Origin of the sequence: Psychroflexus sp. MES1-P1E (assembly GCF_002836055.1) — a bacterium.
Classification (GTDB): domain Bacteria; phylum Bacteroidota; class Bacteroidia; order Flavobacteriales; family Flavobacteriaceae; genus Psychroflexus.
In genome coordinates, this window is the sequence record NZ_PJBS01000309.1 from 13136 (window position 1) to 26994 (window position 13859).

The 13859-nt window shown below is 35.6% G+C and carries 16 protein-coding genes; 5 read left to right on the forward strand and 11 right to left on the reverse strand.

Translation table 11 applies throughout. From position 1 onward, the window contains the following. Window positions 1-3: 3 nt before the first annotated feature. From ligA to dnaA, 6 genes are all read right to left on the reverse strand, one after another. Window positions 4-2007, reverse strand: coding sequence for an NAD-dependent DNA ligase LigA (ligA, locus tag CXF67_RS11030; RefSeq protein ID WP_102088799.1), 2004 nt, complete (start codon window positions 2005-2007; stop codon window positions 4-6). 103 nt (window positions 2008-2110) lie between these two features. Then, on the reverse strand, window positions 2111-2956 hold the full coding sequence (gene prmC, locus CXF67_RS11035; RefSeq protein ID WP_102088800.1) for a peptide chain release factor N(5)-glutamine methyltransferase: 846 nt from the start codon (window positions 2954-2956) through the stop codon (window positions 2111-2113). Continuing rightward, window positions 2953-3576 (reverse strand): IMPACT family protein, encoded by a 624-nt coding sequence (locus tag CXF67_RS11040; protein ID WP_102088801.1) that lies wholly within the window; start codon window positions 3574-3576, stop codon window positions 2953-2955. The genes prmC and CXF67_RS11040 overlap by 4 nt, the downstream gene beginning before the upstream one ends. A 33-nt stretch (window positions 3577-3609) precedes the next feature. Then, window positions 3610-4329 carry an SAM-dependent methyltransferase gene (locus CXF67_RS11045; protein ID WP_102088802.1) on the reverse strand — a complete coding sequence of 240 codons (720 nt, stop codon included), beginning with the start codon at window positions 4327-4329 and terminating at the stop codon, window positions 3610-3612. A 30-nt stretch (window positions 4330-4359) separates the two neighbouring features. After that, window positions 4360-4812: a low molecular weight protein-tyrosine-phosphatase gene (locus CXF67_RS11050; RefSeq protein ID WP_102088803.1), complete on the reverse strand. Its 453-nt coding sequence runs from the start codon at window positions 4810-4812 to the stop codon at window positions 4360-4362. Next, the gene (gene dnaA, locus CXF67_RS11055; protein WP_102088804.1) at window positions 4809-6239 is read right to left on the reverse strand and encodes a chromosomal replication initiator protein DnaA; all 1431 of its coding nucleotides are present in this window, start codon (window positions 6237-6239) and stop codon (window positions 4809-4811) included. The genes CXF67_RS11050 and dnaA overlap by 4 nt, the downstream gene beginning before the upstream one ends. Before the next feature lie 162 nt (window positions 6240-6401). Between dnaA and CXF67_RS11060 the strand changes: the two genes are divergently transcribed. Further along, the gene (locus CXF67_RS11060; protein ID WP_102088805.1) at window positions 6402-6842 is read left to right on the forward strand and encodes an acyl-CoA thioesterase; all 441 of its coding nucleotides are present in this window, start codon (window positions 6402-6404) and stop codon (window positions 6840-6842) included. A 354-nt stretch (window positions 6843-7196) separates the two neighbouring features. Here the strand turns inward: CXF67_RS11060 and CXF67_RS11065 are convergent, their stop codons facing one another. After that, the gene (locus CXF67_RS11065; RefSeq protein WP_102088853.1) at window positions 7197-7685 is read right to left on the reverse strand and encodes a GNAT family N-acetyltransferase; all 489 of its coding nucleotides are present in this window, start codon (window positions 7683-7685) and stop codon (window positions 7197-7199) included. Window positions 7686-7911: 226 nt separating this feature from the next. Between CXF67_RS11065 and ribD the strand changes: the two genes are divergently transcribed. The 3 genes from ribD to CXF67_RS11080 are packed head-to-tail and all read left to right on the forward strand — an operon-like array spanning window position 7912 to window position 10428. Continuing rightward, complete coding sequence (gene ribD / locus CXF67_RS11070) at window positions 7912-8955, forward strand: bifunctional diaminohydroxyphosphoribosylaminopyrimidine deaminase/5-amino-6-(5-phosphoribosylamino)uracil reductase RibD (RefSeq protein WP_102088806.1); 1044 nt, start codon at window positions 7912-7914, stop codon at window positions 8953-8955. Continuing rightward, a complete protein-coding gene (locus tag CXF67_RS11075) occupies window positions 8948-9556 on the forward strand; it encodes an HAD family hydrolase (RefSeq protein WP_102088807.1) in 609 nt (202 codons plus the stop codon). The genes ribD and CXF67_RS11075 overlap by 8 nt, the downstream gene beginning before the upstream one ends. Continuing rightward, window positions 9553-10428 (forward strand): EamA family transporter, encoded by an 876-nt coding sequence (locus CXF67_RS11080; RefSeq protein ID WP_102088808.1) that lies wholly within the window; start codon window positions 9553-9555, stop codon window positions 10426-10428. Before CXF67_RS11075 ends, CXF67_RS11080 begins: the two co-directional genes overlap by 4 nt. On the opposite strand, the gene CXF67_RS11085 is transcribed toward CXF67_RS11080, so the two are convergent. From CXF67_RS11085 to pepE, 4 genes are all read right to left on the reverse strand, one after another. Further along, on the reverse strand, window positions 10408-10977 hold the full coding sequence (locus CXF67_RS11085) for a phosphatase PAP2 family protein (RefSeq protein ID WP_102088809.1): 570 nt from the start codon (window positions 10975-10977) through the stop codon (window positions 10408-10410). The two genes, CXF67_RS11080 and CXF67_RS11085, sit on opposite strands and share 21 nt — an antisense overlap. Further along, on the reverse strand, window positions 10977-11279 hold the full coding sequence (locus CXF67_RS11090; RefSeq protein WP_102088810.1) for a Sec-independent protein translocase subunit TatA/TatB: 303 nt from the start codon (window positions 11277-11279) through the stop codon (window positions 10977-10979). The genes CXF67_RS11085 and CXF67_RS11090 overlap by 1 nt, the downstream gene beginning before the upstream one ends. A gap of 65 nt (window positions 11280-11344) precedes the next feature. After that, a complete protein-coding gene (locus tag CXF67_RS11095) occupies window positions 11345-12259 on the reverse strand; it encodes a glutaminase (protein ID WP_102088811.1) in 915 nt (304 codons plus the stop codon). Then, entirely contained in the window at window positions 12260-12961 is a 702-nt protein-coding gene (pepE, locus tag CXF67_RS11100) for a dipeptidase PepE (RefSeq protein WP_102088812.1), read from the reverse strand. Window positions 12962-13066: 105 nt separating this feature from the next. Between pepE and CXF67_RS11105 the strand changes: the two genes are divergently transcribed. Beyond that, window positions 13067-13852, forward strand: coding sequence for a hypothetical protein (locus CXF67_RS11105; protein ID WP_102088813.1), 786 nt, complete (start codon window positions 13067-13069; stop codon window positions 13850-13852). Window positions 13853-13859 lie beyond the last annotated feature (7 nt).

The following is a 13859-nucleotide window of genomic DNA, read 5'->3' on the forward strand; positions in this document are numbered from 1 at the left end:
AGATTAATCGCCGACCATCGTTAAAAACTCATCTTCAGTGATAATCTTTACCCCTAGATTTTCAGCTTTGGTTCGTTTGCTAGGCCCCATGTTTTCTCCAGCAACCAGATAATCTGTTTTTTTAGAAATAGAGCTGGTATTTTTACCCCCATGCTTTTCGATAAGATCTTGAAGTTCTCTACGTGAAACTTTTAGAAAGACTCCTGAAATCACTAAAGTAAGATCTATTAACTTATTACTTTGCCCCTCCAGTTCTTCTTCAGAAATTTCGAGATTAAGACCGTAGTTTCTCAAACGGTCAATGCGAATTTTATTAGCATCATCGTTGAAAAAGTCAACGACACTTTGTGCTATGCGTTCCCCTATTTCGTCTACAGCTACTAGGTTTTCTAGATTTGCAGAAGCCAGTACATCTAGACTTTTAAAAGCTTTCACAAGCTTTTTAGCTACAGTTTCTCCTACGTATCGAATCCCAAGACCGTAAAGGACCCGCTCAAAAGGAATATCTTTTGAGGCTTCAACACCCTTGATTAAATTTTCAGCAGACTTTTCTGCCATACGTTCCAAAGGGAGAACATCTTCTTTTCTTAAGGTATATAAATCGGCGTAATCCTCAATTAAATCTTCCCTTACCAATAGCGCCACCGTTTCCCCTCCAAGCCCTTCTATATCCATAGCTTTTCGAGAAATAAAATGCTGTATCCTCCCTATAATTTGTGGAGGACACCCCTCGGTATTTGGGCAAAAGTGTAAGACTTCTCCTTCCTTCCTTTCTAAAGGCGTTCCACATTCTGGACATTCTTTTAAGTAGACGGTAGGCTGAGAAGACTCCGAGTCGCGTTCTTTAAAATCTACACCGATGATTTTCGGAATAATCTCTCCTCCTTTTTCTACAAAAACCACATCTCCTTCTCTAATGTCTAGTTTTTCAATCTGGTCTGCATTGTGAAGTGAAGCTCTTTTTACCGTAGTTCCTGCCAATTGAACAGGATCGAGATTGGCGACAGGAGTAATAGCTCCTGTTCTACCGACCTGATAGGTGATCTGATTTAAAGTGGTTGACACTTGCTCTGCTTTGAACTTATAAGCCATGGCCCATCGAGGAGATTTTGCCGTGTACCCAAGTTCCTCTTGATGTTGTAAACTATTGACTTTAATAACGACACCATCGGTTTCGTAAGGTAAATCGTGGCGGTGCTCATCCCAATAGTTGATATAAGCAAACACCTCATCAATCGATTTGGTAAGCTTTGCTTCTTTAGGAACATTAAATCCCCATTCTCTAGACTTGTTTAAACTTTCCATTTGGGTACTCACGCCTAGATTTTCTCCGGTGAGATTATAAAGTAAACACAATAAAGGACGCTTAGCCACTTCTGCACTGTCTTGCAATTTTAAACTCCCTGAAGTGGTATTCCTAGGATTAGCATAAGGTTCTTCTCCCAACTCTACTCGCTCTGCATTCAATTTAGCAAAGCCTTCATAGGGTAACACGATTTCTCCACGAATATCAAATCGGCGAGGGTAATTATCCCCTTTCAATTTTAACGGAACAGACCGTATGGTTTTTACATTATGGGTAACCTCATCCCCTTGTGTTCCATCCCCACGAGTTACTGCTCTCAAAAAATCGCCATCTTCGTAAGTTAAACTAATAGAAGCTCCGTCGTATTTAAGTTCACAAGTGAATTCAACAGGCTCTTCAATTATTTTTTGGACACGTGTTTGCCAATCTTCCAAATCTTCTTTGGAATAGGAATTCGACAAAGAATACATCGGGAAATCGTGGATTACCGTCTTAAAGTTTTTGGTGACCTCCCCACCTACTCGCATTGTTGGCGAATTGGGATCGTTATATTCTGGATGGGTCTTTTCTAGCTCTTGGAGCGCATTCAACTTCATATCAAAATCATAGTCGGAAATCTCCGGAGCATCCAAGACATAGTACTTGTAATTGTGCTCGTGAAGTTCTTGACGTAAATTTTCAATTTGATCTTGAATGCTCATAAAACGAATAAATTTAAGGTTGAAAACAAGTTCTTTGTTCAGCCCTTAAAATTAAATTAAATTCTTCAAATTCCTAGTCAGAATATCTGTTTATAAGGATAGTTTAATAGGCTTTTAGCATTCTGTAATTTCCACGAAAATCTTTCCTCAACTCAAGGCTTTGAAAACCAAAACTTTGAAATAGTTGGCGTGTTTCTTGTGCTAAGTATTGATTGATTTCCACATAAACCAAAGGTCTTTTAGTCATTTTGGAAGTCAGTTCTGCAATTCTTCTATAAAAAATTAAAGGATCGCTATCCTTCACAAATAAGGCTAAATGCGGTTCGTTTTTAAGAACATTATCCTGCATTTGAGCTTGCTCATTGAATTTTACATAAGGAGGATTGGAAACCACAATATCAATTTCTTCTGGAAGATGCTTCAAGGTCAATAAATCGGCTTGAGTATACTCAATTTTGGTGTTGTTATCTTCTGAATTTAATTCTGCTAGCTTTAAGGCTTCTGATGAAATATCTAGAGCCTTAAATTTAGCCTGAGGAAGGTGCTTAGCTAAAGCGATAGGAATACAACCGCTCCCAGTCCCTAGATCTAATATAGATAACTGAGACTTTGAAAATTTCTGATCTTCTAAAATCCATTCTACTAATTCTTCAGTTTCTGGCCTTGGAATCAATACACTGGTATTGACTTTAAAACGAAGCCCGAAAAATTCAGTGTAACCTAAGATATAGTGTATAGGTTCTTGTGCTTCAAGTCGAGATTGAGCCTTCTTAAACTCTACTAGTCTTTTAGAATCTAGATTCGCTTCAGATTCTAAAAGCAAATCATGAGTTTTTAAATCCAGAAGGTCTTCTGCCAACCACTTAAAGAAATTAGAAATCTCTCCCGCTTCATAAATGGGCTGAAGAGCTTTAAAAAAGTCTTGCTTTAGTTTTTTAAGATCAGTCATTCTTCCTCGGATTTATGCTCACTAGAAACTTGAAATCCAAAGACGCTATCAAATTTTTTGTAGATCTCTTTAAAGTCTTTTTTCCTAACACTTATTTTAAATTTACAATTGAGCTTTAAGTCTTGAGATTTAATATCCAAGTCGTATTCTTTAACCAGTCTCATCACCAGATTCATCTTATCGTATTCACAAATGACATCAAACTCGATATTGATGGTTTTAGTGATGATTTTACTGGCTTCCAAAGCCATCTTTGCTGAAGTTTTATAGGCAGAAATCAGCCCCCCTACACCCAACTTAGTCCCTCCAAAATATCTCACCACAACTACTAAAGTATTGGTCATTTCGAAATTTTGCAACTGTCCCAGTATTGGCATTCCTGCAGAATTGGAAGGCTCACCATCATCGTTGACTCGAAAGTGTTCATAGTTTTCTCCCATTTGCCAAGCATAACAAAAATGTCCTGCCTTGCTATGTTTAGATTTCAAACTAAAGATTGCCGTTTCTACATCTGTTTCTGAGAAAATAGGGAAAGAATAGGCGAAAAACTTACTAGCCTTCTCCTTAAACAGAATTTCTGAACCAGGTCGGTTAATGGTTTTAAAAACGTCATCTTTCAAAATAAAGTTGAATTAAAGATTCAGGTCACTTCGTTAGCCTTGAATGGTAAAAATCGCTGGCCGCTTGTGCAGATCAATAGATGTTTTCTTCCATTCTGCCGCGGTTTGAGTTTTAATAAATTCTGTAGAGAGCGTCAAATCTACGGCCACACTTATTCTGGTGGAAGCCTGTAAAGTAGTAATAAGACTGATGAGTAATTTATTATTCCTGTAAGGCGTTTCTATAAATATTTGAGCTTGGCTATTGTCTATAGATGCCTTTTCAATTTTTTTTACAAAATGCTTTCTCTCTTGATTGTCGATAGGTAAATACCCGTGAAAAGTGAAGTTTTGACCATTAAGACCGCTAGACATCAAGGCCAATAAAATAGAAGATGGACCTACCAAAGGAACCACTCTGATATTTTTTTGGTGAGCCAAAGCTACCACTTGAGCTCCAGGATCTGCAACTCCAGGGCAACCAGCGTCGGAAATCAGTCCCATATTGATGCCTTGTTCGCATTGATCAAGGAAATTTGGAATTTCAAGATCGGAAGTGAATTTATTTAATAACTTAAACTCAAGGCTAGGTTGTGATTTGGAAGGCACTACTTTTTTTATAAAATGCCTAGCAACTTTTTCATTTTCAACGATATAATGGTCAATTTCGCTGATAACTTTACGAATAGAGAGAGGTAGAACTTCCAAGGGCGGCAAGTCTCCAAGCCTATTAGGAATTAAATAAAGTTTACCTTTTTGAGGTGTTTTGTCCATACATCTATAATTAATTGATCAAAAATTAAATTATGCTAATTCTGAAGCAATAACAGAACAGGATTCTTCCAACATATGATACACCTGTTCAAACCCATTAATGGAATCATGATAAGGATCTGGTACACTTTGGTTTTCGCCTGGATATATAGTATTCAGAATTAAACTGACTTTATCTTCATCCTCTTTGTTGTCTGCCATACTAATAACATCTTCATAATTGGATGAATCCATGACATAAATATAATCAAAACTTTGAAAATCTTTCTTTGTAAAGGGTCTGCTTTTTTGGTTGGTAATATCTATCCCGTATTTATTAGCCATTTCTATAGAGCGTTGGTCTGGAAGAGAACCTTGATGAAAAGCAGAAGTCCCTGCAGAGTCTATTTCAAAAATGGACATGTCTAGCTTATATTTTAAAATCCCCTCTGCCAGAGGGGATCGGCAAATGTTACCTAAGCATACCATCAAAACTCGAATCATAACTGTTTGAATTTAATTTCGAGGTCTTGAATGAATTTCCTGTATTGCTTATCGGATTCTTGGAGATTGGATACGATTTTACAGGAATGCAAGACCGTGGAGTGGTCTCTTTGTCCTATGTGTCTTCCAATACTGGTAAGCGAAGTTTTGGTTATTTCTTTAGCAAAGTACATGGCGATTTGCCTAGCTTGAACAACGTTGCGCTTTCTACTTTTAGACTGCAGCTCTTCTATCTCGATATGAAAATAATCACTAACTACATTTTGAATATCATCTAGAGAAATCGGTTTCTTGTTGTTTTTGACGTAATTCTTTACGATTTGCTCTGCAAGATCGATAGTGATTTCTTTTTTGCTAAACGTGGAGTGTGCGATAAGAGAAATGATTGCCCCCTCTAGTTCACGAATGTTGGCGGTAATTCTTGAGGCCACATAATCTAAGATTTCATCGGCCATCTCTACACCATCATTATAAAGTTTATTCTTTATAATTTTGATACGCGTTTCAAAATCTGGCTGCGCGAGTTCTGCTGAGAGTCCCCACTTAAATCTGGAGAGAAGTCTCTGCTGAATGTCTTGCATATCTACAGGAGCTTTGTCACTGGTTAAAATAACTTGTTTTCCATTTTGATGCAAATGATTAAAAATGTGAAAAAACACATCCTGAGTTCCTTTTTTACCAGAAATTAATTGGATATCATCTACAATAAGTACGTCTACAATTTGATAAAAATGGATAAAGTCATTTCTGTTATTTTTAGAAACCGCATCGATATGCTGTTGCGTAAATTTATCCGCAGAAATATAAAGAACAGTTTTATCTGGAAATTTATCTTTGATTTGTAATCCTATAGCATGAGCTAAATGGGTTTTTCCCAAACCAACTCCACCAAAAATAAGCAAAGGATTAAAAGAAGTTCCACCAGGTTTATTCGCCACGGCAAGACTTGCAGATCTCGCTAACCTATTGGAGGTTCCCTCCAAAAAATTATCGAAACTGTAATTTGAGTTTAATTGAGAATCAATTTTTAAATTCCGAATGCCAGGAATGACAAACGGGTTTCTTAATTCTGGATTCTTTTGACGCGAAGGAAAATCTATAGATTGAGAGTTAACATTGGAACGTTGAGTACTTGGTATTTTTTCTGTAAAAGGTTGTCTATTACCTTTAGCATTTTCCATTCGAATCACGTAAACCAACTTTGCTCCTTTCCCTATTTCTTTGGTCAAAGCAACTTTTAAAAGATCTACGTAATGCTCTTCTAGCCACTCGTAAAAAAATTTTGAAGGTACTTGAATACTCAAGGCATTATCATTGAGTTTTACAGCATTTATAGGTTGAAACCAGGTTTTATAAGCTTGATCAGAAATATTATCTTTCACAAAAGTTAGGCAGTTATCCCAAACCGAAGTTGCTGATTTTGACATAGTTAGACTTAAGGTATCTTAATTAGTATTCTATTCTTTGCAAGTTTATTGTCTTCTTGCGAACGGCAAATATGTGAACAAATTTTCTAATAAAAAAATCGAATTTGGGTTGAAATTCTCTTTTTTTTTACCTATACTTAATTACATCATAAAATATAAATTTTGAGCAAAAACAGTAAACTAATAAAGCCAATTTCGACGTCTTCTTCCATTGAAGTTAGGTATGCGGAAACCGACCAAATGGGAGTTGTACATCATGCCAACTACCCTGTTTATTTTGAACAAGCCAGAGTAGATTGGTTGAGAAAAATGGGAATACATTACCAAGAAATGGAAGATAAAGGAATCTTTTTACCCTTATCTAAATTGACTATAGATTATAAAAAACCGGCAAGGTTTGGAAATATCCTAAACGTAAAGACACTCTTAAATACATTACCCAGTGCATCGATTATTTTTGATTATGAAATTAGAAATCAAAACGATGAAATCCTAACTCTTGGTCAAACAGTGCTCGTTTTTGTTGACCATAAAACAAAACGACCTATGCGCTGTCCACAAATTATTATGGATCTTATTTTAAAAGCTATTCCAAAAGATTAATTCTTAAAATAAGCATCGACGAGAAGTTGATCTGTTGCTGGATTGGCGGCTGTGGACATCGCTAATTCTTATTAACACGGACATATGGCTCGTGAAAATGCATTCCTAAAAGGTCTCAAAAAAAAACAATTCATTAATAGCTTCTAAAGCTGCTATTTGGGGATCGCCATCGATGGGCCCTGAAAGATTTTTATCTACACTAAAGCCTGTGTTTTTATAGTGAAAACCTTTTGTTTCTGTAGGTATAAACTTAAATTTTTAAGTTTATAAATATTTTTCAGTTAAAATTTAACGCTCCTGGCTTCTTTCCATGTGGACAATAATGGCTGTTTTATTCATTAATTAGGCTTGTTTTTAAACTAATTTTTTCTTCATAAACACCTTGCAGGAATAGTGTCCTGTATCTCCTAATCGCTCTTCTATGTAATCAAAACCCGATTTTTTATATAATTTCTGAGCAGGCTCCATGGAAACTAAAGTCTCTATATAGCATTCATTAAAATGATGCTTTTTAGCAAATTTTAAGCACACTTGCATCATTTTTTGTCCCAAGCCTCTCCCTCTCACCTCAGGATGGAAATACATTTTTTGAAGTTCACAGATTGTGCTTTCTCCATTTTCTAAAGGAGCTATACCCGCACTGCCAAGGATTTCATCTCCTTCCAGAAATACAAAATACTCTGCTCTATCTTTCTGATAAGTTTCGAAAAGCTGATCTAAAGCTATGTCTTCATAAGCTGTACCTACTTTGGGCACACCTTGTTCTATCAAGACATGGCGTATCATTTCTGCTACTTTTGCATTGTCTTTTTGTTCTATAGGTCTAATTGTTATATCAGTCATGTTTTGCTTTAGTTGAATGTGATTGTTTTTAAAAAATAATTGGTCTTCCAATCTGGTTTTAAAACTACAGGCTAAATTAAGAGATTTCAAAATTTTAAGTGTCTCTATCTTGAAAAATTAAAGTCTGAACCTTTTAAATTCAAAAAGAAAAAACAGCGAAAACTATCTTTATAAAAAGGATGATTATTTTAAGTTGAATCCATGAGTCTTTTTCTATTTTTACACCGTGAAAACAAATGAATTTTACATCAAAAGATGCCTTGAACTAGCTACGAATGGTCTAGGCACCACATACCCCAATCCTTTGGTAGGTTGTGTGATCGTGTATAATGACCACATTATAGGTGAGGGATGGCACATTAAAGCAGGAGATGATCATGCTGAAGTAAAAGCCATAAATTCTGTTAAAAACCAGTCTTTACTTAAAAAATCTATCCTTTATGTGACTCTAGAACCTTGCAGTCACTATGGAAAAACGCCTCCCTGTAGTGATCTTATTATCGAAAAGAAAATTCCTAAAATTGTTATAGGAACTCTGGATCCATTTGCCAAGGTCGCAGGAATGGGAATCAAAAAATTATTAGCTGCTAAAAGAAGTGTAACTGTTGGCGTATGTGAAAAGGAATGCGAAGAGCTAAATAAGCGGTTTTTTACATTTCATAGAAAGCAAAGACCTTTTGTAATTTTAAAATGGGCTGAAACCACCCATGGTTTTATTGCTCCAACTGAACAACAGAAAGGGAATATCTTTTGGATTACCAATGCGTATTCCCAACAATTAGTACACAAATGGAGAAGCGAAGAGCAAGCCATTTTGGTAGGGACACAAACTGCACTCAAGGATAATCCTAAATTGAATGTAAGACATTATGAGGGTGAAAACCCAACACGTGTTGTGATCGATAGAGCTTTAAAATTGCCAAGCTCCCTAGCTTTGATCGACACCTCCCAGGCTACTGTCGTGTTCCATGACCATAAACTGACTAAAGCGAGTCAAAACAATTTAAATTTTGAAGCCCTCGACTTCGAAAGGAATCTACCTGAACAAATTTTGTCTAGCTTATATGAAAAGGGATTACAATCTGTAATTATAGAGGGTGGTGCCATGACTATACAGAGCTTTATTGATCATAAGCTATGGGATGAAGCTAGAGTATTTATCGGGAAAAATGAAATTAAATACGGCCTTAAAGGACCCGTGCTAGACCAAAAAGCCACAAGAAATGAATGGCTAGAAGGTGATCAACTCAATTATTTTCAAAATGATTAAGACTATTATTTTTGACTTCGGAGATGTATTTCTTACTCTAGACAAGTCAGCTACACTAAAGCACATGAAAATTCATGGAGCAACTGAGCTAAGCGAGGAATTAATTAAGGTTAATGCTAGTTATGAGAAAGGATTGATCTCAAGTTCAGATTTTATTCAGCATTATATCACTTGTTTTCCAGGATTAACGCAAGACGCTTTTATTAAAGCTTGGAATTCTATTTTAATTGAGTTCCCTGCAGAACGTTTGGAATTTTTAAAACAGCTTCAAGCCTCAGGAAAATATACTCTTATTTTATTGAGTAATACCAATGCGCTGCATATCGATTGGGTAAAAGCAAACATTCCAATTTATGAAGAGTTCAAATCCTGTTTTGATCAATTTTATCTCTCTCATGAAATCCATTATCGAAAACCAAACAGAGATGTTTTTGAATATGTTCTCAATACCAATAAGCTTTCCCCTGAGGAGACTTTATTTGTAGATGATACTCAGGATCATATTTTATCTGCAAAAACTCTAGGATTACATATCTGGCATTTGCAGGCTGGAAAAGAAGAAGTCGTCGATTTATTCTCTATTAAATCTGACTTATTTTGATTGTTCTTCTCCTTAGTATTTTATCATCTAGCGCTATTTATATCGCTTTTAAACTTTTTGGAAAATATAAAATTACAACTCTCAATGCGCTTATAGTCAACTACTTTACCGCTTTTATTCTAGGACTTAGTTTACAAAATCAGTTGTCTATAGACGAACTACTTGAAACTCCCCAAAAGGATTGGTTTTATGGCTCTATGACTTTGGGTGTTATGTTTATACTCGTCTTCTACCTTATGGTTATTACCACGCAAAAAGGGGGAATGTCTGTCGTTTCTGTAGCTAGCAAAATGAGCGTTGCCATTCCTGTACTTTTTGTAATTGCATATTATGATGAACCTTTAGGCCTCCTTAAAATTATAGGCATTTTGATGGCATTAGTATCTGTCTATCTGGTCTCGGTAAGACGACGCGATGGTTTAAGTATTGATATGAAGTTCTTTATTTTTCCGCTTTTGGTCTTTCTAGGAAGCGGTCTTATAGAAAGCAGTATTAAATTTTTGGAAAATACGTATGTGCCAGATTCGGAAATCTCCTTGTTTTCTGCCAATACCTTTTTATTTGCCTGCCTTACTGGAAGTCTGGTTTTTGGATATAAAGCTCTTTCTGGCAGAGCAAAATTTAACTGGAAAGATATTTTAGGAGGATTCTTATTGGGTATTCCCAACTACTTTTCGATCTATTTTTTCATCTTGGCCCTAAGAATCGATGGACTGGATAGCTCTAGTATTTTAATTATTAATAATGTTTCGATTGTCTTGCTGTCGACGCTTTTAGGAATAGTGTGTTTTAAAGAAAAGATAAGTCCCAAGAATTGGATAGGGATTGGAATCGCCATTTTAAGCATTCTATTAATTACCTACGTGAACTAATTTGTATAGAAGGAAATTGTAAAGTTCATAAAACAAAATAGCAAGGATAGTCCCCACAACCCCTCCAACTATAACATCGCTTGGGAAGTGAACTCCAACAAAAATTCTACTTGATGAAAATAAAATAGGCCAAATAAAAATTAGACCTAAGTATCTATATTTAGATTTAAGACTTAAAAATACAAAGACGGTAGCTGCAAATGAAGTGGAAGCATGACCCGAAAAAAAACTGGAGTGAGAAGGCTCATACAAAACTTTAATAACTTCTGAAAGCGCTTCTACTGTATTTGGCCTGCTTCTCATAACCAAAAATTTGGTGAAATCTGTAATTAAATGAGTTAAACCTGCACAAACTAAAACTATTGACAGACCTAAAACGCCTTTCTTAGCCGGTGACTTATAAAAAAAGAGTGCCATAAGAAATATTAAAAAGGGTATCCAATGTTTTGTGTAAGTCACAAAACTCCAAAATGGATTTAATACATCAGGACTTAGGTTATTTAGAAATACCATTAATTCCCAATCCCATTTTACAGGATTGATTTCCATTAGAATCGACGTTTGATGGGACCAATAGCATCTTCAACCTCATCTTTCAATTTTGAAGTTTTAGACTCTAAAGTCTTGGTATGTTCTTCAACCTCTTTTTTGATGTCGAAATCTAGATTATGTTCCTTTTTTTGCTTGGTAATTTCAGTTTTAATCTCATCCGTTGCATGTCTAAAGGATTTCATCGTTTTACCAAAAAACCTAGCCATTTCTGGGATTTTATCCGCACCAAAAACCATTATCAAAATAAATAATATAAAAGCTATTTCTGCCCCACTAATAAATAAAGGTAATTGAATCATATCACAAATATACTGGTAAGCAATTGAACAAAGAAATATTAAAATTTAAATCTTAGATAAAGATTTTAAAAAATCGACAATCCTGTAAGCGTAGTTAACTCTTCCAACACCTTCATCCCTAGTGCAGAATTTCCTTTATCATTGAGCATAGGACTCCAAACTGTTACTGAATAATGTTGAGGATGAACGGCTACAATGCCGCCTCCAACTCCACTTTTCCCTGGTAGGCCCACTCGATAGCTAAATTCTCCTGCTTCATCGTAAAATCCACAGGTCTGCATAATCGCATTAATACGCTTCACACTTTGAGGATCTATCACTTGCTCCTGACTTCTAAAATGCTTGCCTTCATTGGCATAGAGCATAAAGGCTTTTGAAAGCTGATCGCAAGTCATCGCTAAAGAGCACTGGTAAAAATAGAAATCCAGTATGTCCTCGGTGTCGTTAGTAATATTGCCAAGAGATTTCATGTAATTAACCAAAGCTTTGTTTCGGTACCCATGCTTTTTTTCACTTCTGGCAACAGACTCATCGAAGTGAATGTCCTCACTTCCACAAAGTTTTCTTACGAATTTCAAAAGGTCTTTTTTTGGATTATCCAGAACAGTTAACAAAGCATCCGCAACCACTATAGATCCAGCATTTATAAAAGGATTACGAGGGATGCCTTTTTCTCTTTCCAACTCTGTAAGAGAATTAAAAGACGATCCTGAAGGTTCAACGTTTACACGTTTCCAAAGCTCCTTTCCTAGCAATTCTTTAGCTATTGTAAGAGTGAAGACTTTTGAAATACTTTGAATAGAAAATTTTTCTTGGCTATCTCCAAATTCATAGGATGAGCCATCGTGAGCGTAGAGATAAATCCCGAATTTTAAAGGATCAACCTTAGACAATTCTGGTATATAACTCGCTGCATTTCCCATACCTGTATCGGGAATAAAATCTTTCTGAAGTCGATCTAAAATAGCTTGATAATCCATCTAATTGAAATTTAAAATAGCATTGGGATCTATTTCGTAAGCTAATCGGCCAGGTTCAAAAATACGTGCGGAAAATTTATTTTCCAAAGTGATTTTAGAATCCGATACTTTTAACCAACTCCCTTCACGCAAACCTACAACTATTACAGAATTTAGATTTTGAAATTCCTTAATTCGAGTCTCACGCGTTTCCCCTTTATGGGTTGATTTTAAATCGGGATCTTTATAATGTGCATTAATATTAAAATCAAGAAGGCCCAAAGTTTTAAATGAAGGAGGGTAAACAATAGGCATGTCGTTGGTCGTTTGCATAGTAAGACCACATATATTACTACCAGCACTCGTCCCTAAATAGGGAGCCCCAGCATCAATTGCAGTTCTTAAAACGTCCATCAATCCAAGTTCATGTAACTGCTTTACAAGTAAAAATGTATTTCCACCTCCAACAAAAATAGCTTCAGCAGAAGCAATAGCTTTTTTGGGGTCTTTAAATTCATGCAAACCTCTTACATGTTTACCACAGGGCTTTAAGCCCTTTTTAGCCTTTTCAGTATAGTCATCGTGAGTAATGCCTCCAGACCTTGCAAAAGGTATAAATAAAATGTCTTCAACATCGGCAAAATGAGTCTCAAGAGTTGGTAGTAAATACTCTAGATAAGAGCTGCCGTGAATAGTGGATGTACTAGCTATGATTGCTTGCATATGCTTTCAACGAATAATGTGTGGTAAACTGAGTTAACAAAAAAATTAGTGTCAAAATTAAGATTGTGTATCTGATTTTTTAAGTAGATTGTGAAAAAATAACACATGAAATTAATCTTTACCAGCCTTTGCCTCGTTTTCATACAAGTATTAACTGCACAAATTAGTGATCGCGTTTATGTTGCAGGAGAAATTATAGTTCCTATTGATGGCGAGGCCTCACAAATTGAAATCATCAATCAAAATACAGATAAAGGCACGGTTACCAATCAATACGGTCAATTTGGAGTTTTGGTGAGACTAGGAGATCGTTTAAGATTTGAAGCCATTCAATATCAAAATTTTACAGTGGTCATAGATAAGAATATCATACTAAAAAAGAAATTGACCATCAAAATCAATGATGAAATCAACACCTTGGACGAAGTGATCGTATCACCTTATGATCTGGAAGGCAATATTGAGGTGGACGCAAGGAAAGTAAATGCAACTTACTTTAAAGCGCCTGGTGATGGTTCAGAATCAATTCTGAACGATTACGATGGAACACAACCGAATATAAGAACTCAAACTATAAATGAAGGTCTTAATACCGAACAACAATTTATAAAAAATGGATTGAACATCGCTAATATTTTTAGAACAATTTTAGCATCTAAAGAGGTTACTGTAGACCATAAGTTGCCGGAAAATGTTGATGTTATGGTGAGAAAGATGTACAAAGATTCCTTTTTTAAAGAAAATCTTAATATCGATGAAGATAAAATCAATCAGTTTATTTTTTACGTCGAAGATAAAGGCCTTACTAAAAAAATGCTTAAAAAAGGGAATGAATTGGACTTGATTGAGTTTTTGATTCAAAAGTCTAAAGAATTTAAATCCCAAGACTAATTTGAGA

What these genes read in the sequence shown, in the direction of transcription:
- prmC (WP_102088800.1), bottom strand. Translation starts at nt 2,956, where the DNA reads ATGACTGATCTTAAAAAACTAAAGCAAGACTTTTTTAAAGCTCTTCAG.
- CXF67_RS11105 (WP_102088813.1), top strand. Translation starts at nt 13,067, where the DNA reads ATGAAATTAATCTTTACCAGCCTTTGCCTCGTTTTCATACAAGTATTA.
- CXF67_RS11065 (WP_102088853.1), bottom strand. Translation starts at nt 7,685, where the DNA reads ATGACTGATATAACAATTAGACCTATAGAACAAAAAGACAATGCAAAA.
- dnaA (WP_102088804.1), bottom strand. Translation starts at nt 6,239, where the DNA reads ATGTCAAAATCAGCAACTTCGGTTTGGGATAACTGCCTAACTTTTGTG.
- CXF67_RS11095 (WP_102088811.1), bottom strand. Translation starts at nt 12,259, where the DNA reads ATGGATTATCAAGCTATTTTAGATCGACTTCAGAAAGATTTTATTCCC.
- CXF67_RS11045 (WP_102088802.1), bottom strand. Translation starts at nt 4,329, where the DNA reads ATGGACAAAACACCTCAAAAAGGTAAACTTTATTTAATTCCTAATAGG.
- CXF67_RS11090 (WP_102088810.1), bottom strand. Translation starts at nt 11,279, where the DNA reads ATGATTCAATTACCTTTATTTATTAGTGGGGCAGAAATAGCTTTTATA.
- CXF67_RS11085 (WP_102088809.1), bottom strand. Translation starts at nt 10,977, where the DNA reads ATGGAAATCAATCCTGTAAAATGGGATTGGGAATTAATGGTATTTCTA.
- CXF67_RS11075 (WP_102088807.1), top strand. Translation starts at nt 8,948, where the DNA reads ATGATTAAGACTATTATTTTTGACTTCGGAGATGTATTTCTTACTCTA.
- CXF67_RS11050 (WP_102088803.1), bottom strand. Translation starts at nt 4,812, where the DNA reads ATGATTCGAGTTTTGATGGTATGCTTAGGTAACATTTGCCGATCCCCT.
- pepE (WP_102088812.1), bottom strand. Translation starts at nt 12,961, where the DNA reads ATGCAAGCAATCATAGCTAGTACATCCACTATTCACGGCAGCTCTTAT.
- ligA (WP_102088799.1), bottom strand. Translation starts at nt 2,007, where the DNA reads ATGAGCATTCAAGATCAAATTGAAAATTTACGTCAAGAACTTCACGAG.